Raw genomic sequence first — 21,318 nt, 5'->3', positions numbered from 1 at the left:
CTTCCGGTTTTCGGGGGGCCGACAAGCCCGCCGTCATCCTGCATCCGTCGGGCACCGTCATCACCTTCGACGACCTCGAGGCGCGTGCCAACCGATTGGCGCACTACTTCCGGCGCGCGGGGCTGCGGGAGGGCGACACCGTCGCGATTCTGATGGAGAACAACGAGCACATCCATGCGGCGATGTGGGCGGCGCGGCGCAGCGGCCTGTACTACGTTCCAATCAACACCCACCTCACTGCCGCGGAGGCGGCCTACATCGTCGACAACAGCAGCGCCCAGGCAATCATCGGCTCGGCTGCGCTGCGAAAGACATGCGAAAACCTGGCCGAACACCTGCCGAGCGGGCTGCCCCGCCTGTTGATGATCGCCGACGACGACCTCGACGGTTGGCTGCGCTATCCCGAATGCGTTGCCGGCCAACCGGATACGCCGATCGACGACGAGCTCGAAGGCGATCTGCTGCAGTACTCGTCGGGCACCACCGGTCGGCCGAAAGGCATCAAACGTGAACTGCCGCACGTCTCGCCGGCCGAGGCGCCCGGCATGATGTCGGCTTTGGTCGGCTTCTGGATGGACCCCGATGCGGTCTACCTGAGCCCCGCCCCGCTCTATCACACCGCGCCGTCGGTGTGGTCGATGAGCGTGCAAGCCGGGGGGATAACCACGGTCGTCTTGGAAAAGTTCGATCCCGAGCGCTGCCTAGACGCCATCCAGCGCTACCGGGTCACCCATGCACAGTTCGTGCCGGCCATGTTCACCCGGATGCTGAAATTGCCTGAGTCCGTTCGCGATTCGTATGACGTGTCCAGCCTGAAACGGGTGATGCACGCGGCGGCGCCGTGCCCGGTGGAGATCAAGAAACAGATGATGGACTGGTGGGGCCCGATCATCGACGAGTATTACGCCTCGTCCGAGGCGATCGGGTCAACGTTGATCACCGCCGAGGAGTGGCTGGCACACCCCGGTTCGGTCGGGAAGCCCATGCTCGGCGCCGTGCACATCCTCGACGAAAACGGTGACGAACTACCTCCGGGGGAGCCCGGGGAGATCTACTTCGAGGGCGGCTACGCGTTCGAATACCTCAACGACCCGGAGAAAACCGCCGCGTCGAAAGACAAGCACGGCTGGGTTACCGTCGGCGACGTCGGTTATCTCGACGACGAGGGCTACCTCTACCTGACCGACCGGCGCCACCACATGATCATCTCCGGCGGGGTCAACATCTATCCGCAGGAAACCGAGAACCTGCTCGTCACCCACCCGAAGGTGCTCGACGCGGCGGTGTTCGGCGTCCCCGACGCGGAGATGGGCCAAAGCGTCAAAGCGGTGGTGCAGACCGTCGATCCCGCCGATGCGACCGACCAGTTTGCCGACGAGCTGCTGATCTGGCTACGAGATCGGTTGGCACACTACAAATGTCCGCGGTCGATTTCGTTCGAGGCGCAGCTGCCGCGCACCGAGACCGGCAAGCTGTTCAAGCGCGAACTAGTCGAGAAGTATTCGGCGTAACCCATGCTTCGGGTGGTCGACCTGTCGACGGCGCCAGACGCCGACGTCGCACCGCCGCCGGGAGTGATCGTCGCACTCGGGCCAGCTGCTGACCTTGGCGCCCGCAACGCCGAACCATGGCTTGCCACTGCCACTTTCACCCTGACCGAAGATCCCTACACCGACCCGCGAGTGATCACCGTCGACTCGGTGCCCGACACCCTCGCCGAGCTGCGCGAACGCTGCACCCGATGGCCCCACGCCAGCGCCGTCTGCGACGACGTGCTGCGCAGCATCGATCCGCATGGCCCCACCCTGGCCGGGGTGGTCACCGAGTCGCTGGCCTACTCCACCTTGCAAGCCGGGCCGGAATTCGCCCGCTGGCTCGCCCAGCGCGGCCCAGCGCATCTGCCCGAGATCCCCGACCCGGTGCTTGCCGTGCGCGACGGCAACAGCCTGCAGATCACGTTCAACCGGCCGCAACGCCACAACGCGTTTTCCACCGATGCCCGCGCCGCACTGTTGGAGGCATTGACCGTCGCGCAACTCGACCCGTCGGTCGAGGAGGTGGTGTTGAACGGCAACGGCCCGTCGTTTTGCAGCGGCGGCGACCTCGCCGAATTCGGCACCTTCGACGACCCGGCCAGCGCGCATCTGGCCCGCACCCGGCACAGCCCGGCCTTGGTGCTCGACGCAGTTACCGCCCGGCTCGGATCGGCCTGCCGCGCCGAAGTGCACGGCCGGGTGCTGGGTAGCGGACTGGAGATGGCAGCGTTCTGCGGTCGAGTGGTATGCCGGCCCGACGCCGTCTTCGGGCTACCTGAGCTGAGCCTGGGACTGATCCCCGGAGCCGGCGGCACCGTCAGCCTGACACGACGCGTAGGCCGTTGGCGCACCGCGTATTTGGTGCTCTCGGGCAGGACCGTCGACCCCGCCACAGCGCTGCACTGGGGACTGGTCGACGCGATCTGCTAGCCGGCGAGCAGGCCGTGCTGGCCAAAGAAACGCACCATCGCGTCGATCATCAACCGGCCGTCGAGCAGCTCCATGCTGTTGTGGTCGGCGCCCGGCACCAAGACGAATTCCTTTGGCGCACAAGCTCTCTCGAAGAGCTGCCGACTGAGCGTCGCCGGCACCAGCATGTCACGATCACCGGCGATCACCAGCAACGGCGCAGCGACCCGGTGGATGCGATCGATTGACGGGTAGCGGTCGGCCAGCACTGCGGCGACCGGTAGCCACGGGTAATGCAACCGGCCGACGTCGGTCAGCGACGTGAACGGTGAGCGCAACACCAACGCAGCCGGTGGCGATTCGAGTGCGAGCCGAACCGCGACTGCTGCGCCCAGCGACTCGCCGAAGTAGGCGATCCGCGTGGGGTCGACTTCCGGGCGGCCGACCAGGAAAGCGCGCGCTGCGCGGGCGTCGGCGGCCAATCCGTCCTCCGACGGGCGGCCGGAATTGCCGCCATAGCCACGGTAATCGAACAGCAGTACCGACAAGCCGGCACGAAACAATGCGGCGGCCAGCGGCGCGCGCAGCGTGCGGTCGCCCCCGTTGCCGTTGCAGACCAGCACCGCGGGCCCGCGGGCCGCCGGCAGAAACCACGCGCCCAGCCGAAGCCCGTCCTCGGTGTGGAGCACGACGTCCTCGCCGCCGGGCAGCATGGTGCCGACGGGAGGCAGCGGCCCCGGCGAGGGAAAGTAGATCAACCGCCGCTGCACTGAGGCCAGCAGTGGGATGTCCCTCGTGAAGCGCGGCATCAGCAACACTTAACACGCTCGGCCGCCGGGTGGGCCGTTACGGCATGCGAAACACCATGCCGCAACTGGCCACTCGGCGCGTTGAGCGTGCTAGTGGCGGACGGTGAGCTTGCCGCGGTTACCGTGCGGCAGCCACCGACGCACCCATTGCGGTGTCAGGTGGTGACGACCTCCGTTTCCAGTGTTGCGGTGCCGGCCCGCCTCGATCACGATCTTGCGCGGCTTGGCAGCCTGGTGCAGCGGAATGCTCAGCTGCAGAACACCATTGGTGTAGTCGGCACTGATCTTGTCGCTGTCCACCTGCTCGCCGAGGAAGAGCTGGCGGACGAACACGCCGTGCGGGCGCTCAGCGGTCAGCCAAACACGGTCGCGGTTGTCTGCATCTTCGCGTTCGGCGCGCACCGTCAGCACACCACCTTCGACGGTGACCTCCAGCGAGTCGGCTTTGATACCCGGCACGTCCAGCTCCGCAATCATGGTGTCGCCGTCGCGCCAGGCATCCATCCGCATCAGCGCGGGGCGGGCGGCGGTGCCGAGGATCCGTGGAAGTCGTGCAGTTAGCCGGTCGAGGTCGTCAACGAACGGATCGAGCAAGCTCGTCATGGGTATCACCTCCTCCAGACGACGGGCCGCGTGGTGAGCGAAGACCGCCCTGGCCAAAGGATGCTCAGGGCGGCCCTCGCGATGGACTGATTTCTGCAGGCCTGCCCCGGCCGAGCCTCAGCAGGGGACAGGCCGGTCCAGCCAGCGCCGCCTCAGGCGTCGATGGCTTTGTGGGCGCCGGTCCCGATGGCGATCTTGCGAGGCTTGGCCACCTCGGCCACCGGGATGGTCAGCCGCAATACGCCGTCGCTGTAGTTGGCGCTGATCTTGTCAGCATCCAGGCTGTTGCCCAGGAATAGCTGCCGGCTGAACACGCCGTACGGGCGTTCGGCGACCACCCAGTTGCGGTCGTCCGTGGCGGCCGGCCGTTCGGCCCGCACCGTTACGGTGTCGTGTTCGACGCTGACGTCGATGGAGTCGGGCTTGATGCCGGGGAGGTCAAGCTCCACGACGTAGTGGTCGCCCTCGCGCCAGGCGTCGATCGGCATCACCGCGGGACGGGTGGCGGTACCCAGCGTGGTGCCTAACAGCTGCTTCGTCAGTCGATCGAAGTCACGGAGGAACGGGTCGAACGTCAGCATCGTCATCACTCCCTTCTGCGACATCGATGTGCTGGTTTCGGCACAGATAACCTCTGGCGGCGGCTGCATATTCCAAAACGCGCCGAACGGCCACTTAACGCACACGGGCGCGAAAAGCGCGTCTTAAGTGGCCACTGGGCGGCGAGAACCTAGATGCCGCCGCGGGCGACCAGCTGCCCGGCGATGACGTTGCGCTGGATCTCGTTGGTGCCTTCGCCGACGATCATCAGCGGCGCGTCGCGGAAGTAGCGTTCGACGTCGTATTCGCATGAGTAGCCGTAACCGCCGTGGATGCGCACAGCGTCGAGGGCAATCTCCATTGCCACTTCCGAGGCAAACAGCTTGGCCATCCCGGCCTCCATGTCAGCGCGCTCGCCGCTGTCGTAGCGCTCGGCGGCGTAGCGGGTGAGTTGGCGTGCGGCGGTGAGCTTGGTCGCCATGTCGGCCAGGTAGTTGCCGACAGCCTGGTGCTTCCAGATCGGCTTGCCGAAGCTCTCCCGCTGCTGTGCGTACGCCAGCGCGTCGTCCAATGCTGCCGTGGCTACCCCCAGCGCGCGAGCGGCCACCTGGATACGGCCAGTCTCAAGGCCTTTCATCATCTGCGCGAAACCCCTACCCGGCACCCCTCCCAGGATCGCCGCCAGCGGAACCCGGCAGTCTTCGAAGGACAGCTCGCAGGCCTCGACGCCCTTGTAGCCCAGCTTGGGCAGATCCCGCGACACCGAGAGCCCCGCGCAAGGGTTCTCGACCAGCAGCACCGAAATACCTTGGTGCCGCGGGGTCGCGGCCGGGTCGGTCTTGCACAGCAACGCGATCAGCCCGGAGTGGCGGGCATTGGAAATCCAGGTCTTCGCCCCGTTGACCACCAGATCCTGGGAATCGGGGCCGTCGGGCAGCGCTGTCGTCGACATGTTCTGCAGATCCGACCCGCCGCCGGGCTCAGTCAGCGCCATGGTGGCCCGCAGTTCACCGCTGGCCATCGGCGGCAGATAGCGGCGCTTCTGATCGTCGGTGCCGAACAGCGACAGCAGCTTGGCGACTACAGTGTGCCCGCCCATCGCGCCGGCAAGGCTCATCCAGCCTCGCGCCAGCTCCTGGGTGACCAGCACGTAGCACGGCATCGACACCGGCGACCCGCCATATTCTTCGGGAATAGCCAAGCCGTAGATACCGATCCGCTTCATCTGCTCGATCCACGCCTCGGGGTACGCGTTGGCGTGCTCGACCTCGCGCACCGTGGGCTTGACGTCGCGATCGATGAAGGTCCGCACCGTGGCGACCAACATGGCTTCTTCGTCGTTGAGTCCGGTGCCCATCGATCACCTTCCGGGTGTGCCAGGATCTGTACCGCCATACTGACGCACGGGAGGCGCGATGAGCGGCGGGCCCTATTTCGACGACCTCGCGGTGGGCCGGGTGTTCGACTGGGCGCCGTTGGTGACGCTGACCGCCGGGATGGCCGCGGTTCACCAGGCGATCGTGGGTGATCGGTTGCGGCTGCCGCTGGACGCCGACCTATCGGCCATGGTCACCGGCGCGCCCGCCGCACTGGCGCATCCGGCACTGGTCTGCGATGTCGCGATCGGGCAGACGACACTGGTCACCCAGCGGGTCAAAGCCAACCTGTTCTACCGCGGCCTACTGTTTCACCGGTTCCCGGTCATCGGTGACACCCTCTACACGCGCACTGAAGTGGTGGGGCTGCGCGCCAACTCGGTCAAGCCGGGCCGTGCGCCGACCGGGCTGGCGGCGTTGCGGATGACCACCATCGACCAGGCCGACCGGTTGGTGCTCGACTTCTACCGCTGCGCGATGCTGCCCGCCAGCCCCGACTGGCGGCCCGACGGTCAGCCCGGCGACGACCTGTCCACCATTGGCGCCGACGCGGTGGCACCTGCGCATGACCCGACCGCCGACTGGGACGCCGACGCGTTTCGCCAGCGGGTGCCGGGCCCGCATTTCGACGCCGGTCTGACCGGCACGGTGCTGCACAGCAGCGCCGACGTGGTCAGCGGCGCACCCGAGCTGGCCCGGCTCACGCTGAATATCGCTGCCACCCACCATGATTCACGTGTGAGCGGGCGTCGCCTGGTGTACGGCGGACACACCATCGGGCTCGCGCTCGCGCAGGCCACCCGGCTGCTGCCAAACCTGGTGACGGTGCTGGGCTGGCAGTCCTGCGACCACACCGGTCCCGTGTACGAGGGCGACACGCTGTACAGCGAACTGCACGTCGAATCCGCTGAACCGGTCGGCCACGGCGGCGTGCTGGGATTGCGGTCGCTGGTGTACGCGGTCTCTGAAGCAGAGTCTGACCGGCAGGTGCTGGATTGGCGGTTCACCGCGCTGCAGTTCTAGACCGCTGCGCACAATGGGGGCGTGGACTCGGCCGCGGCTGACTGGGCCGCTAGCGGGCTGGCCTACCTGACTGGGCCGGCCGACGGGCCGCCGGACTTCTCGCGCGCCGGCGTGCTGGCCGAAGCGCGGCGGGTCACCGCCGATATCGGCCAGCTGCTCGGTGTCGAGACCGACGCCGCGACGATCTTGGCCGGCCGGGGTGCGCTGCTCGGGCTCACGCGGCAGGGTCGCGTCTCCGCCGGCGGCGCGACGCGGCTGCTGGCCACTGCCGACTGTTGGTGCGCGATCGCGCTGCCGCGCGACGACGACGTCGCTGCGCTGCCCGCGCTGCTGCAAGCCGACACCGTTCCCGCGGACGCGTGGCCGGCGCTGACCGCTTGGACGGCAACGCATCCCACCGACGCGGTTGTCGCCCGCTCGCAGCTGCTCGACATCGCCGCCGCCGCGTTAAGCGAAACTGACGCGACGCCACCCGTCGTGCGGCGCACCGCCGCCGCGGCCGGGCCGCGGCGCGCCGACGGGTTGCTGGTGGCCGACCTGTCGCCGCTGTGGGCGGGCCCGCTGTGTGCCCAGCTGCTCGCCCGCGCAGGCGCAGTCGTGGTTAAGGTGGAAAGCCCCGGTCGCCCCGACGGCACACGCCAAGGCGAGCCGGCCTTCTTCGATTGGATGAACTTCGGAAAACTCTCCTACGCTGTCGATTTCGACAACGACGCCAACGAACTCCGACAGCTGCTGTCAGCGGCCGACGTCGTCATCGAAGCCTCGCGCCCAGCCGGGCTACAGCGACGCCAGTTGAGCGCCGACGACGTGCCGGCCCGGCCGGGACGGGTTTGGTTACGTATCAACGGTTACCCCGATCAGCCCAACCGAGCGGCGTTCGGCGACGACGCCGCGGTGGCCGGCGGGCTCGTCGGCTCCGATGACGACCGACCCGTGTTCTGCGGCGATGCCATTGCCGACCCGCTTAGCGGCCTGGAAGCCGCACGCGCAGTGGCACAGTCGCTGCACCGCGGCGGCGGTGAGGTGATCGAGGTGTCGATGGCAGCGGTCGCCGCGACATATGCCGCGCTGCCGGGCGAACAGTCGACCTGCGCTGCACCTGTTGCGCCGCCGCAGCCGCCGCCACAAAGCCCGTCGGCGCCGCCGTTGGGCGCCGACAACGTCGCAGTGCGTCACATCGTCGTCGAAAGGCTAGCCGCCCCATGCTGATCCAATGCGCCACCACGCTCGACGGCGCGGCGGTCGACGTCCGGCTACACACCCAGATCGAGGAAGTCGCCGACCAACTGACGCCACGGCGCGGCGAAGAGGTGTTCGACGCGGCCGGCGGCACCGTGCTGCCCGGGCTGCATGACCACCACGTCCACCTGTATTCGGCTGCTGCCGCGGAGGATTCGGTGCGGGTCGGGCCGCCGCAGGTGCGCGACCGTGACGAGCTGGCCCACGCGTTGGCCGCCGCTGAAGTCGGCAGCGACGGCTGGATCCGCGCAGTCGGCTACCACGATTCGGTGGCCGGCCCGCTGGATCGCACCGTGCTCGACGTCATTTCTCCGCCGGTCCCCGTGCGGGTACAGCATCGCAGCGGGGTGCTGTGGATCCTCAACTCGGCTGGCCTGAACAGGGTGGGCTTGTCCGATCACCCCGACGGCCGGTTGCGCAGCGCGGACCCCGATTGGTCAGACGCGCTGGGGCGCCGCGAAACCAACCTGGGCCCGGTCAGCCGCCGACTGGCTCGCTACGGCGTCACCGGCGTCACCGACGCCACACCGGATCTCAAGGTCAGCGACATCGTGACGTTGACCGAACTGCACCGGCGCGGGACATTGCTGCAACGCGTGCATTGTCTGTCGCCCGGGAAGCGCATCCTGCACGACGACAGCCTGGACCTCGACTCGCTGGCCGGCTGGATCACCAAGCGCCACCGCGCCGGCGGATCGGTCGCCATCCACTGTGTGACCGCCGCACAGCTGGTGGTGACGATCGCGGCGCTGCGCCAAGCCGGCACACGCCCGGGTGACCGGATCGAGCATGCCGCCGTGGCGCCGCCCGATTCCCTGGATGACCTCGCCGAGCTCGGCGTGATCGTGGTCACCCAGCCGAACTTCGTCGCCGAGCGCGGCGATCAGTACCTCGCTGAAGTCCCCGCCGACGAACACGACCAGCTTTGGCGGGTCGCATCGCTGCTGCGCGCCGGCATCCCGGTCGCACTGTCCACCGACATGCCGTTCGGCGGTGACGACCCGTGGGCGGCGATGCGCGCCGCAGTACACCGCACCACGCCCAGCGGACGCACCCTCAACGCCGACGAATGTATCACGGCGCGAACGGCTTTGACGATGTTCCTAGGACGGGCCAGCGAGCCTGCTCAACCGCGCACCGTCGAACCCGGACAGCCCGGGGATCTGTGCATTCTGCGCGTGCCGCCGCACACGGCACTGGCCGACCTCGACGCCGAGATGGTCGCCGCCACCATCGTCAGCGGGGAGGTGGTGCACTGTTCGACGTGAACGCTTGACGCAAACACGCGCTCTGGCTGGCGAAAAACTCCCGCGACACTTGCGCTTTCGGTAGCAACAGGTCGAAGCCGTGGAATGCGCCCGGCACGACTTCCACGTGGCATGGCACCCCAGCGCGGGTGAGGCGCTCGGCGTAGGCGAGATCCTCATCATGGAACAAATCGTGGGTGCCGACGCCGATCCACGCCGGCGCGAGCCCGCTCAGATCGTCGCGGCGGGCCGGCACCGCGAGCTGCGGATCGGCGCCGGCGAGGTAGGCCGCCCAACCGAAGCGGTTACTGTTCGGGCTCCACAGCCGGTAGCTGACATTCGTCGGGCTCGCCGACGTGCGGTCGTCGAGCATCGGGTACGCCAGCACCTGCAGTATCGGGCGCACCTCGCCGCGGTCGCGGGCCAGCAGTGCGAGCGCCGCCGCCAGCCCACCACCGGCGCTGGCACCGCCTATCGCGACCCGCGCAGGATCTACCGCGGGCAATCCGGCCAGCCACCGCAACGCCGAATAGCAGTCCTCGAGCGGCGCCGGATAGGGATGCTCGGGCGCAAGGCGGTAGTCGACCGCGGCGACGGTGATACCCAGCTGGCGGGTGAAGCGCTGGCACAGCCCGTCGTCCTGCTTGGCGGTGCCCATGACATACCCGCCGCCGTGAATCCACAGCAGCGCGGGGGCCGGTTCGGTGACACCGGCCGGCCGGTGTAGCCGCACGCCGGCTCCTGATTCCAACCTGAGCACTTCGACGTCGTAGCGACGACCGATAGTGCGCAACTGCAGCGCCCTGCGCATCAGCGGAAGCGTCCGCGGGGTGACCAATGTCCGTGGGGCAAGCCGGGCGATGGTGCGAAGGTCAGGGTGAAAGTCGGTGCTGGGCATTGGATCAGTATTGCGTGTCTTGGTCGCGTGGCGGGCGGATACCGGAATCAGTCCATGAATCAGACTGGCGCTTGGCCCAGCAACTCGGGACGGCCGATTTGGGTCACCAGACTCGCCGAATCGAAATAGATTCGCTCGTTGACAATGCGGTCACCGTCGAAGAAAAACACCGCGATAACTGGTACCCGAAATGCCTTGCCGGTCGGTGGAAAGCCGTAGAATTCACCGAGATTGGTGCCCAGCAGGTCGAACTCGACAATCACCGCGCCATCGGCGACGTGGTAGCGCACGTTGTCGTGGCGCTGATCGGGAAACGCCGCCCGGGTGGTGCGGTAGTAACCCATCACCTCATCGTCGCCATCGAAAACCTGGCCAGTCGCGATGATCTCGTAACGCGGATGCCCGTTGAACGTGCGGAGCGTGCGGTCGAAGTCCTGGGTCACTTCGGTGTCCATGTGCTCGCGGATGACGTCCAGCCGGCGTTGCCGCAGATCATGACTGAGCATCGGTTGCCCCTATCCGCTCAATGCCGGCATTTGCCGCACCAGGGGTTGTCCCGGCCGTCGCGAATGCAGCCGCGAGCCACTCGCCCATGACGGTGGCCAGTGTCTCGCGGTTTTCCCGTTTGGCGATGTCATGTCCGTCGTCGTCAAAAAGCAAGAAGCGTACGTCTCGGCCCCGTTCACGCAGCGCCTCGACGATCTGCTCGGACTCGCTCGGCGGCACGTTGGTGTCGTTGGCGCCGTGCACGACCAGAAGCGGTGCTGTCAACGCGTCGACGCGGCGCAGCGGTGACAGTTGTTCGAACAACGCGCGGTCGTGGACCGGGTGGCCGTATTCCGAAAATGCAGCTTCGGCGATCCACGGTTCGGTATTGCGGTAGAACGTGGATAGGTCGCTCATCCCGCAGATGCTGATCCCGGCGGCGAAAAGCTCTGGATGAAACGTGAGCGCAGCCAGCGTCAGAAAACCGCCGTAGGACCGGCCAGCACATGCGATCCGGTTCTCCTCGGCGAAGCCCCCCTCGATCAAAAACTGAACACAGTCCGCAACGTCATCGATCGCGGCGAAGCGTTTCTCCTTGTCGTCGGCGTGTAGAAACGACCTCCCGGACCCCCCAGAGCCCCGGACATTTGGAGTAAACACCGTGACGCCCGCATTGAGCAGATCCGGGAAGAACTCGTCATAGCCAGGCCTAGCCTGTCCCTCCGGGCCGCCATGTAGATACACCAGCGCCCCGGCGTGCGCCACCCCGGCCGGCGGCCGGTACAGCCAGCCGGTAAACGTCAGACCGTCGCGCGCGGTGATCGTCTCCAGCGTGGGCCCAGTGCTGTGGCCGGCCACTACCGGTCCGCGGCTGGGTTCGCGCTCGATGCGCATCCATTCGCGAGATCGCGGATCCACCAGTTCCACTGTCCGCGGCATCGACGGGCCCTCGACGGTGAGCGCCACCATCGAGCCCGTGGCGCTGATGGACAGTTCGCTTGCCACCGGTCCGGGCAGCGGAATCGGTTCCTGCAGCGTGTAGTCGAGGAACGACATCATCTGTAGTTCACTGACACCGTGGAGGTTCCACAACAGCGCAACTGTGCTGAGGTCGTCGCTGACGATAAACTCGTCAAGCTCGCAGTCAGCGCGTTCGGCCACCACGTGATAGACGACGCCGTCCTCGGTGGCGGTGACCTCCAAGAGGCGGGCACGGTCGCAGCCGTTGTCGCTGCGGACCAGACAACGCACATAACCCTGCGGACTGTTGATGTCGTAGAACTTGTGTGGGTAAAAGCGCCTCGTCTGCTCACCCGTCGGGCCACAACGTATCCGGCGTGGATGATGGTCGTCGAGGATGATGCCGGCCTCGGTGTTAGAGCCGGGATCCGATGGCAGCAGCGCTGTTTCAGTCAGCCCGTGCAGCAAGATCAGCTCGTGGTAGCCGCGGGGGCCGACCCGCACCAGCGACGCGCCGGCCCATGCGTCGACCAGGTGGCCACCCGAACGTTTATCAAGCACAATGCAATTGCCGTCAGACGGGTCGATCAGGCAGGACGAGCCGATACCGTTTTCTTCGGTCAGGATCGCCGCTACCCGGGTGCCGTCCCAACCGACCAACTCGGCGGTACCAGTCTCCTCCCGGTCGATTCGCCATGCCGACGGATCATCGGGATCGGTGGTGACCATCCAGATCTGGGTGCAGGTGCCGCCACCCGGCGCCACCTCGCAGGCCAGCCAGCGGTCGTCGGGGGAGTGGATCAATCGAGTGACCGGACCGTCGACGGGCAGCACAACATCACGTGAAGAGCTGGCTCGCCAGCCGCGCAAAAAGCGCTGTACCGCTCGTGGATAGCCGACGTCGTCGACGATGTGTGCAAAGACCCTTGCGTCAGGGGACAGTGACGCGCCGTAGTTCGCGCGTACGTGCCGTGTCACCACGTCAGCCCGCCATGCTCTGTAGCCACATCTCCAAGACGGCCAGCTGCCAGAGCGCATTAGCATCCAGCGTGGTCCGCGTCTTGTTGGGTTCGGCCAGCAGCGCATTCACCGTTTCGGCGCGGTACAGCCCCCGCGCACGGGCAGCCTTGTCGCTCAATGCATCTCGAACCATGTCCAGCACCGGCCCATTCAAATGCCGAATGCCCGGCACCGGGAAATAGCCTTTGGTCCGGTCGATCACCTGCGACGGCAGCAGGGCCCGCGACGCGTCCTTGAGCACACCCTTGCCGTCGCACGCCAACTTCAATTCCGGAGGACAGGCGGCGGCCAGCTCGACGAAGTCGTGGTCCAAAAACGGCACCCGGGCCTCCAGCCCCCACGCCATCGTCATCGTGTCGACGCGCTTGACAGGGTCTTCGACCAGCATGACCTGGGTATCGAGCCGCAACGCGGCGTCCACGGCGGTTTCGGCGCCGGGCGCAGACTGGTGCGCGGCCGCGAACTCCCGGCTGACATCGACGTCGATTCCATACTCGGGTGCAAAGATTTTGAGCACGTCGGCGTGGCTGCGGTCGAAAAACACCTTGGCGTAGGCCTCGGTGGTCTGCTCACGCGCGACGTTGGCCAGCGGCGGATACCAGTTGTATCCGCCCAAAATCTCGTCGGCGCCCTGTCCGGACTGCACCACCTTGACCGATTTACTCACTTCCTCGGACAGCAGATAGAACGCCACGCAGTCGTGGCTGACCATCGGTTCGCTCATGGCGGCAATGGTTTTCGGCACCGCGGGTAGCAGCCGCGAGCTGTCGATATGGATCTTGTGGTGGTTGGTGTCGAAGGTCTTGGCGATAAGATCCGAGTAGGCGTACTCGTCGCCGGATTCTCCACCTGCGGAATCGAACCCGATAGAGAACGTGGCCAGTCCGTGCTGGCCCTGCTCGGCCAGCAGCGCCACCACGATCGAGGAGTCGATGCCGCCGGAAAGCAACACCCCGACCGGCACGTCGGCGACCATCCGTCTGTGTACGGCCGTGCGCAGCGCGTCCATCAGCGCGTCCTGCCAGTCACGGTCGGACCAGGACGCGCGGTCGGGATCGCGCTCGAAGGCGGGGTTCCAGTAGACGGTGTCGGTGTGGGTGCCGTCGGGCTGGATCACCCGTACGGTGGCCGGCGGCAGTTTTCGCACTCCCCGGTAGATCGTGCGGGGCGCGGGCACCACCGAGTGGAAGGTCATGTAGTGGTGCAGCGCATGGCGGTCCAGCTCGGTGTCCACGTCGCCGGCGGCCAGCAGCGCGCGCACCGCGGAGGCGAACCGCAAGCGGCCCGGGGTTCGGGCGAGGTACAGCGGCTTGATGCCCAGCCGGTCACGCGCCAGCGTCACCACGCCGGAGTCGCGGTCGGCGATCGCGAACGCGAACATCCCTTTGAAGCGTTCCACGCAGCGGGTTCCCCAGCGGTGGAACGCCTTGATCACAACCTCGCTGTCGGCCGTCGAAAAGAATTGGTAGCCAAACTTTTCCAGCTCCCGTCGGAGGTCCTGGTAGTTGTAGATGCAGCCGTTGAAGACCAGTGTCAGCCCCAGGGCGCTGTCCACCATCGGCTGGGCGCCGCGTGTGGACAGGTCGATGATCGACAGCCGGCGGTGTCCGAGCGCGACCGGCCCGTATGCCACCAGACCGTCGGAGTCCGGGCCGCGTGACCGCATCGCGTCGGCCATCCGGGCCACCGCAGCCGCATCCGCGGATCGCCCGTCGAACCGGATCTCGCCGCCGATACCGCACATCGTGGCCGCTGCCTCAGGCCGGTATCGTCTGGCGGTCGCGGTGTTCCGACGCGCCGGTTGCCGGTTGAGTCAAAATCCAGGTGTCCTTACTGCCGCCGCCGGCTGACGAGTTGACGATCCGCGAACCCCTGCTCGCCACCCGTGTCAGCGCGGCGGGCGCCACGTGGGCCGATACCGCGCCACCAGGGCGTCCGCGCAAGTGTACGAACGCGCGCAGGTCGACGTGATGCGGGTACATGCCTTCCCCGTCGAACGTCGGGTGCGTCGACAGCGCGATCACCTCCTGGGCGATGAAACGCTCGGGCTGCAGCGTCATTTCGCGACGGCGCGCGTCGAGCGCCGCGTCGCTGGCGTCCGGACCGATCAGCACGCCGCTGCCCCCGAGGCCGTCGATCGGCTTGACCACCAACTCGGAGAGATGGGCCAGCACATAGTCGCGCTGGTCACGTTCGGCGCAGATCCACGTGCGCACTTGCGGCAGCAGCGGCTTCTCGCCGAGGTAGTACTCGATCATCGCGGGCACATACGCGTAGATCGCCTTGTCGTCGGCAACCCCGTTGCCGAGTGCGTTCACGATGGTCAGATTGCCGCCGATCACCGCGTTGAGCAATCCAGTCCGCAACGGCCCGCCGTCGTAACCGGTCGACGACAACAGCATGTCTTCGTCCATCCGGGCATAGATGACGTCGATGGGTCGGGTGCCGGTACCGATGTGACGCACCAGCCGGCGATCTCGCACCGACAGGTCGGACGGCTGCACCAACGGCACACCCATCTCGTCCGCCAGGAACCTGTGCTCGAACCAGGCGGAATCCTTCCAGCCGGCCGACAGCAGCGCGACGGCCGGCTCACCGGTTGTGTGGGGTGGTGCAGCCGCGGCCAGTGTTTCGAGCAACATCTGAGGGACGCGGTCGAGGTCGGCGATCTCCTCCGGGGGTCGCAATTCCGGCAGGTACTTGCGCAACAACCGGCGGTTGGCGATCGCATAGGCCACCCCCGACGGCACCCGCAGGTTGTCTTCCAGCACCAGCCAGTGGCCCTCGCCGTCACAGGCCAGATCGGTTCCGCTGATGTGCGCGTGCACCGTGTCACCGGCCAGTCGGCCGGTCGAACGGAACCCCGGCGCCCGGTCCAGGGTCTCCATGCCGATGATCCCATCGGCGAGAATCTGCTGACCGGAATAGATGTCGCGCAGGAATGCGTCCAACGCGCGGGCGCGTTGCCCGAGTCCGGTGGCCAACCGGTCCCATTCGTCGGCGGCAACGACGCGAGGCACCAGGTCAAGCGGGAACACTTGGGCGCGGCTTTGACCGGTGACGCGGAACGTGATGTCTTCTGCGCGCTGTTCTTGCTCGATAGCGCCCTCCCTGGACCGCAGCGCGGCCGCGCCGAGACTCGCCATCGTCTCGAGCACTTTGACGTAGGGTCGCCGCGGACGACCGCCGCCCACCGCTTCGTCGTAGCTGGCGAACACGTCGGCGGCAAGGCCCTGGGCCGACCGAGCGGTGGGCTGGTAACCGAAGAGCAGGCTGTGATCGTCCCCGAGCGCCACTCCGGCGCTCCGCCAGCCTTCGGCGGTCTCGGCGATCAGCTGGTCGACAACGTCGGTGAGCCGGCCGCGGCGGCGCAGCGCGCGGCGCTGGCGTGCCGAGGACGTACCGGCAGCGAGAGCCTGTCGCGAAAGCTCGTCGAGGATCTCCCAGTCGCCGGTCGCCTCGAGTTGTGGACGCAACGAGCAGACCAAATCGCGCACCACGTCAGCGGCGGCGCGGGCACGCGGCTGGCTGACGTCGACCAGCACACCTTCCAGGCCGGAGCGCGCCGCACGCCACAGCGCGGCCCGGCCCAGCGTCGGTGCGATCACCATCGGCTGGGCACCGGCCCGCAACCCCTCGACCTCGCGCTGCACCAGGGCGCGAAACAGCCCGGCTATCAACACGATTGTGTCGACCAATGGGCAGCTATCGCATACCCGAAGTTCCAATGTCGGCGCCGAATTCGACGGGCGGACATCGAAGTAGACCATGCCGGGGTCGCTGATCACTCCGCTGGCGATCAGGTCGGACACCAGCTTGTCGTATTCGGCAGCGGAATGTACCGGTGGCGCCGGGCCGGTGGTGGGCCAACGCTGCCAGACCAGGGTGCGCACGCTGGAGTAGCCGGTGTCGGCGCCGTCGGCCCAAAACGGCGAGCTGACCGAAAGGGCCAGCAGCGTCGGCAGGTGCGGGGCGATCCGGTTGGCTACCTTGACGGCGACGTCGCGGTCCTCGACGCCGACATGGACCTGGGTGCCGCAGATCAGCTGTTCGCGCGCCAGCAGCTGGTAGTCGGCCAGCATCTGCCGGTACCTCTCGGTCTGGGTGACTTGCATTTCGGCCGGCACCGACAGCGGCATCGTGCCGGCCGCCACTATCCCGATGCCGAGTTCGGTTGCCGTGTCGACCAGCACGCGCCGATGGCGCACCAGGTCGTCGCGCAGCCCATCCAGGGTGTCAAAAACCCCGCTACTGACCTCGACGACGCAGCACTGCAACTCCGCGACGAAGTCGTCGGACAGTTCGTCCAGCAACTCAGGCGCGCGGGCGGTCAGACGCCTCGTCTTCAGATCGACGAGGTGAAACTCCTCTTCGACACCCATGGTTCGCGGCGGCTCGCGTCGCACTCAGCAATGTTAAGCACAACCGAACCTTTCCGCTTCGTAAACCGACACCAAACTCACTGTCGGACTCGCGGACACCTAGGCACGCCAAGGCCGTTACTCAGCGGAAACAACCCGGAAACAATCATGACCCCAATAGCAGGACCTGACGAATCCGTACAAGTGTTGTGCCGAGAATCGTTGGCTAGCAACCTGATACAGTTAGGCCGAGCTGGAGCAAGGCAGTTTACCCAATTACTCAGTGCCCCTTGCTGTTTCGGATACTCCGCGTGCGGGCGCGCCCAGCGGGTTCTTCGTTGATCCGGCCGTCGGCAACGGCGGCGTGCGGGTTGGCTTATGTTCCAGCCACTCGTCGTCGACGCCAGCGACGGTTCCTATTCAGCGCACGCCGGGCAAATCGCAGCCGCTGGTTCGGGAAGGGTCGACCTGGGTCACCACCACGATCTTGACGGATTTCGCGATGCTTGAACCGGTTGATACGCCGTGTCCCGGGCCTGTCGCCGGGTCTCTGACCTGCGCAAACGATGTACTAATCGGTCAACTGGTATGTTCACCGTTTGTCGCGGCCGTAGCGGGGTACAGTCCGGGCATGACGGTGCGACCGGCGACCCGCTATCCCGGCCCTACGATGGCCAGCCGCCTCAGGTGGTTGCTGCGGGCGCGTCCCGCCGACTACATGCTGGAATTGAGCGTTGCGTCAGCTTCGCTGCCGGTGGTGGGCAAGCATCTGGAGCCGCTGGGCGGCGTGACCGCAATGGGTGTCTGGGGCTGCCGGATCTTGCCGGAATTCGCCTCAACCACAGCCAAGGCGTGGCTGACGCCCGGTATCACCGAGATCCGTCGCCGCGACCGCGACAAAACTCAAGCGGTCTCCGAAGCCGCGCTGCGCGGCATCATCCCCAGCGACGACCTGGCAATCGACTGGCCGGCGCCGCACCGGACCCCGCCGATCTGGCGGGCGCTGGAACATCGCCGCCACCTGTACCGCGGCTCCGTGCGGTACGGCGACCACCCCGCCCAGCTGCTCGACGTGTGGCGCCGCAAGGATCTGCCGGCTCAGCCCGCGCCCGTGCTGATCTTCGTGCCCGGCGGCGCGTGGATACAGGGCAGCCGCACCCTGCAGGGCTATTCGCTGATGTCACACCTCGCCGAACAAGGCTGGGTGTGCCTGTCGATCGGCTACCGAGTCTCGCCGCACCACCGCTGGCCGGCGCACATCGTCGACGTCAAAACCGCGATCGCGTGGGCGCGGGCGAACGTCGACAAATTCGGCGGCGACCGCAATTTCGTTGCGCTGGCAGGCTGTTCTGCCGGCGGACATCTCGCCGCGCTGGCCGGACTGACCGGCAACGACCCCGAGTTACGGGCGGAGCTTCCCGAAGGCTCCGACACCGCGGTCGACGCCGTCGTCGGAATCTACGGCCGCTACGACTGGGAAGACCGCTCGACAGCGGAGCGGGTCCGCTTCGTGGATTTCTTGGAGCGGGTAATTGTCAAGCAACGGATCGCACGTCACCCCGAGGTGTTCCGGAAGGCTTCGCCGATTGCGCGGGTGCACCCGAAAGCGCCGCCATTCTTGGTGATTCACGGCAGTAAGGACACGGTGATCCCCGTCGAACAGGCGCGCAGCTTCGTCGAGCGGCTGCGCTCGGTCTCGCATTCGCCGGTGAGCTACATGGAGCTGCCCGGCGCCGGACATGGCTTCGATTTGATCGACGGTGCCCGCACCGGCGCGATGGCCACCGCCGTGGGACTGTTCCTCAACCAGGTCCACCGCAACCGGCCGCCGATCGGGGCTAAACAGGTTATTTGAGCGCCGCCCAAATGTAAGGTCCGTGCATGAGGAAGGCGCGACCGTGAAACGGCTGAGCGGGTGGGACGCGGTACTGCTGTACAGCGAGACCCCGAACGTGCACATGCACACGATCAAGGTCGGGGTGATCGAGCTGGACCCGGACCGGCGTGACTTCGGTATCGACGAATTCCGGCGGGTCATCCATAGTCGGCTCTACAAGCTCGAGCCGTTCTGTTATGAGCTGGTGGAGATCCCGTACAAGTTGCATCACCCGATGTGGCGGGAGAACTGCGACGTCGACCTCACCTACCACATCCGCCCGTGGCGGCTACCACCTCCGGGAGGGCGTCGCGAACTCGACGAGGCCATCGGAGAGATCGCCAGCACCCCGCTGGACCGCAGCCGCCCGCTGTGGGAGATGTACTTCGTCGAGGGCCTGGCGAACAACCGGATAGCGGTGGTGGGCAAGATCCACCACGCGCTCGCCGACGGCGTCGCATCGGCCAACCTCTTGGCCCGCGGAATGGACCTACAACCCACCTTCGAGCCCACCCGCGGCTCGTATGCGGCCGACCCTGCACCGACCAAGGGACAGTTGCTGCGCTCGGCGTTAGGCGATCATCTGCGTCATGTCGGCCGGATTCCGCGCACCGTGGGCTACACCGCGCAGGGGTTAGCCCGGGTGCGTCGCAGCTCGCGCAAGCTGTCACCTGAGCTGACCCGGCCGTTCACGCCGCCACCGACGTTCATCAACCACATGCTCACCCCCGAGCGCAGATTTGCCAGCGCCACATTGGCATTGGCTGATGTCAAGGAGACCGGCAAGTCGCTCGGAGCCACGATCAACGACATGGTGCTGGCCATGTCGGCCGGGGCGTTGCGCACCCTGCTGCTGCGCTATGACGGCAATGCGGATCATCCGCTGCTGGCGTCGGTGCCGGTGAGCTTCGACTTCTCCCCTGAGCGGATTTCCGGCAACTACTTCACCGGAATGCTGGTGGCGCTGCCCGTCGACGTCGATGACCCGCTGGAGCGGACCCGGCTTTGCCACGAAAATGCAGTGTCGGCCAAGGAGAGCCATCAGCTGATGGGACCGGAGCTGGTCAGCAGGTGGGCGGCGTACTTCCCGCCGGCACCGACCGAGGCTTTGTTCCGGTGGTTGGCCGGCCGCGACGGGCAGAACAAGATCCTGAACCTGAACATCTCCAACGTGCCCGGTCCGCGCGAGCGCGGCCGGGTCGGCGGTGCGCTGGTCACCGAAATCTATTCGGTGGGACCGCTGACCGCCGGCAGCGGGCTGAACATCACCGTGTGGAGTTATGTCGATCAACTCAACATCTCGGTGCTGACCGATGGCGCCACCGTCAAAGACCCGCACGAGGTGACCGACGCGATGATCGATACCTTCGTTGAAATACGAAGGGCTGCTGGGCTTTCCGAAAAGCTGACGGTCGTCGAAACGGCGATGGCGCAGGCATAGGACACAGCTCAGTCCGGCACCGACCTGCCTAGCGGCGCTGCGACGTCGCGTACACCCACGACAGAAACCGCCCAATCGCGGTAGCGCTGTGCCGCGCGCGAGGCGACCCGAAAATGTCGAAAGCATGTTGGGCGCCTGGCAATTCCGCATAGGCGACGGGCGACGTCGACACCTCACGCAGCGCGCTGACGAAATCGCGCGCCTCGGATACCGGAATCAGCGAGTCGTCGCGGCCGTGCAGCACGAAAAACGGTGGCGCATCCGAAGACAACCGGTTGATCGGGGACGCGTCGAGAAATACCTGCGGATCGTCGGCTCGCCGGCGCTTGACGACAAAGCGCTCCAAAAACGCGATGAACTCCGCTCGTCCGGCGCCTTCGGTGGAGAACCAGTCATAGCGTCCATACACGGGCACCGCGGCCACCACCGAGGTGTCGACGTCGTCGAACCCGCACTGGAACCGCGGATCGTTGGGCGTCAGCGCTGCCAGGGCCGCCAAGTGTCCGCCCGCCGACTCGCCGGTCAGCACCACGAAGTTCGGATCGCCGCCGGCGTCGGCGATGTTCTGCTTGACCCAGGCCAACGCCCGCTTAACGTCGACGATGTGATCCGGCCAGGTGTGCGCCGGGCTGACCCGGTAGTCGATGGACACGCATATCCAGCCGCTTGCGGCCAGGTATCCCAGCAGCGGGTAGCCCTGTCCGCGTCGCCAGCCCAACACCCACGCCCCGCCCGGGATGTGCACCAGCACCGGTGCGCGTCCGTCACGCGGCAGGTCACGACGGCGCCAGACGTCGAGCGTGTTCGGGCGGCCGTGGGGACCGTAGCGCACGGTGCCGGTTTTTTCCACATAGGTGCGGCGTGCCAAGCCGGTGCGCAACACACCCGTCGGGCGAGCGATGCGCATGGCCGTACTCGCCTGAACTGCTTGGTAATCCGGACCTAACGCCTCTCGCAGTGCCGCGTCGAAATACGGCGCCGAACGGACCCCGCGG

At 66.8% G+C, this 21,318-nt stretch carries 16 protein-coding genes and 2 pseudogenes; 7 read left to right on the top strand and 11 right to left on the bottom strand.

Annotation, left to right across the window (positions count from 1 at the left end):
* Both fadD4 and VFA16_RS06555 read left to right on the top strand, forming a co-directional pair.
* Positions 1-1,511 (top strand): fatty-acid--CoA ligase FadD4 (fadD4, locus tag VFA16_RS06560; protein WP_324967033.1); only part of this gene is annotated, 1,511 nt, incomplete at its 5' end.
* A gap of 3 nt (positions 1,512-1,514) precedes the next feature.
* Positions 1,515-2,465 (top strand): enoyl-CoA hydratase/isomerase family protein, encoded by a 951-nt coding sequence (locus tag VFA16_RS06555; RefSeq protein ID WP_324967032.1) that lies wholly within the window; start codon positions 1,515-1,517, stop codon positions 2,463-2,465.
* Here the strand turns inward: VFA16_RS06555 and VFA16_RS06550 are convergent.
* From VFA16_RS06550 to VFA16_RS06535, 4 genes are all read right to left on the bottom strand, one after another.
* Positions 2,462-3,253, bottom strand: a complete 792-nt coding sequence (locus VFA16_RS06550) for an alpha/beta hydrolase (RefSeq protein ID WP_324967031.1) — start codon at positions 3,251-3,253, stop codon at positions 2,462-2,464. The genes VFA16_RS06555 and VFA16_RS06550 overlap by 4 nt on opposite strands.
* 90 nt (positions 3,254-3,343) lie before the next feature.
* Positions 3,344-3,856 (bottom strand): Hsp20/alpha crystallin family protein, encoded by a 513-nt coding sequence (locus VFA16_RS06545; protein WP_414687655.1) that lies wholly within the window; start codon positions 3,854-3,856, stop codon positions 3,344-3,346.
* A 152-nt stretch (positions 3,857-4,008) separates the two neighbouring features.
* Complete coding sequence (locus VFA16_RS06540; RefSeq protein WP_414687654.1) at positions 4,009-4,461, bottom strand: Hsp20/alpha crystallin family protein; 453 nt, start codon at positions 4,459-4,461, stop codon at positions 4,009-4,011.
* A 125-nt stretch (positions 4,462-4,586) separates the two neighbouring features.
* Positions 4,587-5,753 carry an acyl-CoA dehydrogenase family protein gene (locus VFA16_RS06535; RefSeq protein WP_324967030.1) on the bottom strand — a complete coding sequence of 389 codons (1,167 nt, stop codon included), beginning with the start codon at positions 5,751-5,753 and terminating at the stop codon, positions 4,587-4,589.
* 58 nt (positions 5,754-5,811) lie between these two features.
* Between VFA16_RS06535 and VFA16_RS06530 the strand changes: the two genes are divergently transcribed.
* Genes VFA16_RS06530 through VFA16_RS06520 form a run of 3 tightly spaced genes read left to right on the top strand, consistent with a single transcriptional unit; the run spans position 5,812 to position 9,302 of the window.
* Positions 5,812-6,795: a MaoC family dehydratase gene (locus VFA16_RS06530; RefSeq protein WP_324967029.1), complete on the top strand. Its 984-nt coding sequence runs from the start codon at positions 5,812-5,814 to the stop codon at positions 6,793-6,795.
* A gap of 21 nt (positions 6,796-6,816) precedes the next feature.
* The gene (locus VFA16_RS06525) at positions 6,817-8,004 is read left to right on the top strand and encodes a CoA transferase (protein WP_324967028.1); all 1,188 of its coding nucleotides are present in this window, start codon (positions 6,817-6,819) and stop codon (positions 8,002-8,004) included.
* Entirely contained in the window at positions 7,998-9,302 is a 1,305-nt protein-coding gene (locus VFA16_RS06520) for an amidohydrolase family protein (RefSeq protein ID WP_324967027.1), read from the top strand. Before VFA16_RS06525 ends, VFA16_RS06520 begins: the two co-directional genes overlap by 7 nt.
* On the opposite strand, the gene VFA16_RS06515 is transcribed toward VFA16_RS06520, so the two are convergent.
* The 6 genes and pseudogenes from VFA16_RS06515 to VFA16_RS06490 form a co-directional block, all read right to left on the bottom strand.
* Positions 9,271-10,179 (bottom strand): alpha/beta hydrolase, encoded by a 909-nt coding sequence (locus VFA16_RS06515; protein WP_324967026.1) that lies wholly within the window; start codon positions 10,177-10,179, stop codon positions 9,271-9,273. The genes VFA16_RS06520 and VFA16_RS06515 overlap by 32 nt on opposite strands.
* 59 nt (positions 10,180-10,238) lie before the next feature.
* Positions 10,239-10,685, bottom strand: a complete 447-nt coding sequence (locus VFA16_RS06510) for an ester cyclase (protein ID WP_324967025.1) — start codon at positions 10,683-10,685, stop codon at positions 10,239-10,241.
* Positions 10,672-12,663, bottom strand: coding sequence for an alpha/beta hydrolase family protein (locus tag VFA16_RS06505; protein WP_414687653.1), 1,992 nt, complete (start codon positions 12,661-12,663; stop codon positions 10,672-10,674). Before VFA16_RS06505 ends, VFA16_RS06510 begins: the two co-directional genes overlap by 14 nt.
* The gene (locus VFA16_RS06500; RefSeq protein ID WP_324967024.1) at positions 12,608-14,389 is read right to left on the bottom strand and encodes an N-acetylglutaminylglutamine amidotransferase; all 1,782 of its coding nucleotides are present in this window, start codon (positions 14,387-14,389) and stop codon (positions 12,608-12,610) included. Before VFA16_RS06500 ends, VFA16_RS06505 begins: the two co-directional genes overlap by 56 nt.
* A gap of 13 nt (positions 14,390-14,402) precedes the next feature.
* Positions 14,403-15,650, bottom strand: a pseudogene (locus VFA16_RS06495) (circularly permuted type 2 ATP-grasp protein); the annotation flags it as partial.
* A 309-nt stretch (positions 15,651-15,959) separates the two neighbouring features.
* A pseudogene (locus VFA16_RS06490) lies at positions 15,960-17,027 on the bottom strand (carboxylate-amine ligase); the annotation flags it as partial.
* A gap of 610 nt (positions 17,028-17,637) precedes the next feature.
* On the opposite strand from VFA16_RS06490, the gene VFA16_RS06485 reads away from it, so the two are divergent.
* A complete protein-coding gene (locus VFA16_RS06485) occupies positions 17,638-18,861 on the top strand; it encodes an alpha/beta hydrolase (RefSeq protein ID WP_324967023.1) in 1,224 nt (407 codons plus the stop codon).
* Between the two features lie 43 nt (positions 18,862-18,904).
* Positions 18,905-20,323: a wax ester/triacylglycerol synthase family O-acyltransferase gene (locus VFA16_RS06480; RefSeq protein WP_324967022.1), complete on the top strand. Its 1,419-nt coding sequence runs from the start codon at positions 18,905-18,907 to the stop codon at positions 20,321-20,323.
* A gap of 28 nt (positions 20,324-20,351) precedes the next feature.
* Here VFA16_RS06480 and VFA16_RS06475 read toward each other — a convergent pair.
* Positions 20,352-21,318, bottom strand: a 967-nt coding sequence (locus tag VFA16_RS06475; RefSeq protein ID WP_324967021.1) for an alpha/beta hydrolase, incomplete at its 5' end; no start/stop codon positions are given.

The organism is Mycobacterium sp. (assembly GCF_035653355.1).
Taxonomy (GTDB): domain Bacteria; phylum Actinomycetota; class Actinomycetes; order Mycobacteriales; family Mycobacteriaceae; genus Mycobacterium.
This window is presented reverse-complemented; position numbering and strand designations above follow the sequence as displayed.

Coding starts and splice junctions, on each gene's coding strand:
- VFA16_RS06550 (WP_324967031.1), bottom strand. CDS start 3,253: ATGCCGCGCTTCACGAGGGACATCCCACTGCTGGCCTCAGTGCAGCGG.
- VFA16_RS06485 (WP_324967023.1), top strand. CDS start 17,638: ATGACGGTGCGACCGGCGACCCGCTATCCCGGCCCTACGATGGCCAGC.
- VFA16_RS06530 (WP_324967029.1), top strand. CDS start 5,812: ATGAGCGGCGGGCCCTATTTCGACGACCTCGCGGTGGGCCGGGTGTTC.
- VFA16_RS06540 (WP_414687654.1), bottom strand. CDS start 4,461: ATGTCGCAGAAGGGAGTGATGACGATGCTGACGTTCGACCCGTTCCTC.
- VFA16_RS06515 (WP_324967026.1), bottom strand. CDS start 10,179: ATGCCCAGCACCGACTTTCACCCTGACCTTCGCACCATCGCCCGGCTT.
- VFA16_RS06510 (WP_324967025.1), bottom strand. CDS start 10,685: ATGCTCAGTCATGATCTGCGGCAACGCCGGCTGGACGTCATCCGCGAG.
- VFA16_RS06555 (WP_324967032.1), top strand. CDS start 1,515: ATGCTTCGGGTGGTCGACCTGTCGACGGCGCCAGACGCCGACGTCGCA.
- VFA16_RS06505 (WP_414687653.1), bottom strand. CDS start 12,663: ATGCGCTCTGGCAGCTGGCCGTCTTGGAGATGTGGCTACAGAGCATGG.
- VFA16_RS06545 (WP_414687655.1), bottom strand. CDS start 3,856: ATGACGAGCTTGCTCGATCCGTTCGTTGACGACCTCGACCGGCTAACT.
- VFA16_RS06500 (WP_324967024.1), bottom strand. CDS start 14,389: ATGTGCGGTATCGGCGGCGAGATCCGGTTCGACGGGCGATCCGCGGAT.
- VFA16_RS06535 (WP_324967030.1), bottom strand. CDS start 5,753: ATGGGCACCGGACTCAACGACGAAGAAGCCATGTTGGTCGCCACGGTG.
- VFA16_RS06520 (WP_324967027.1), top strand. CDS start 7,998: ATGCTGATCCAATGCGCCACCACGCTCGACGGCGCGGCGGTCGACGTC.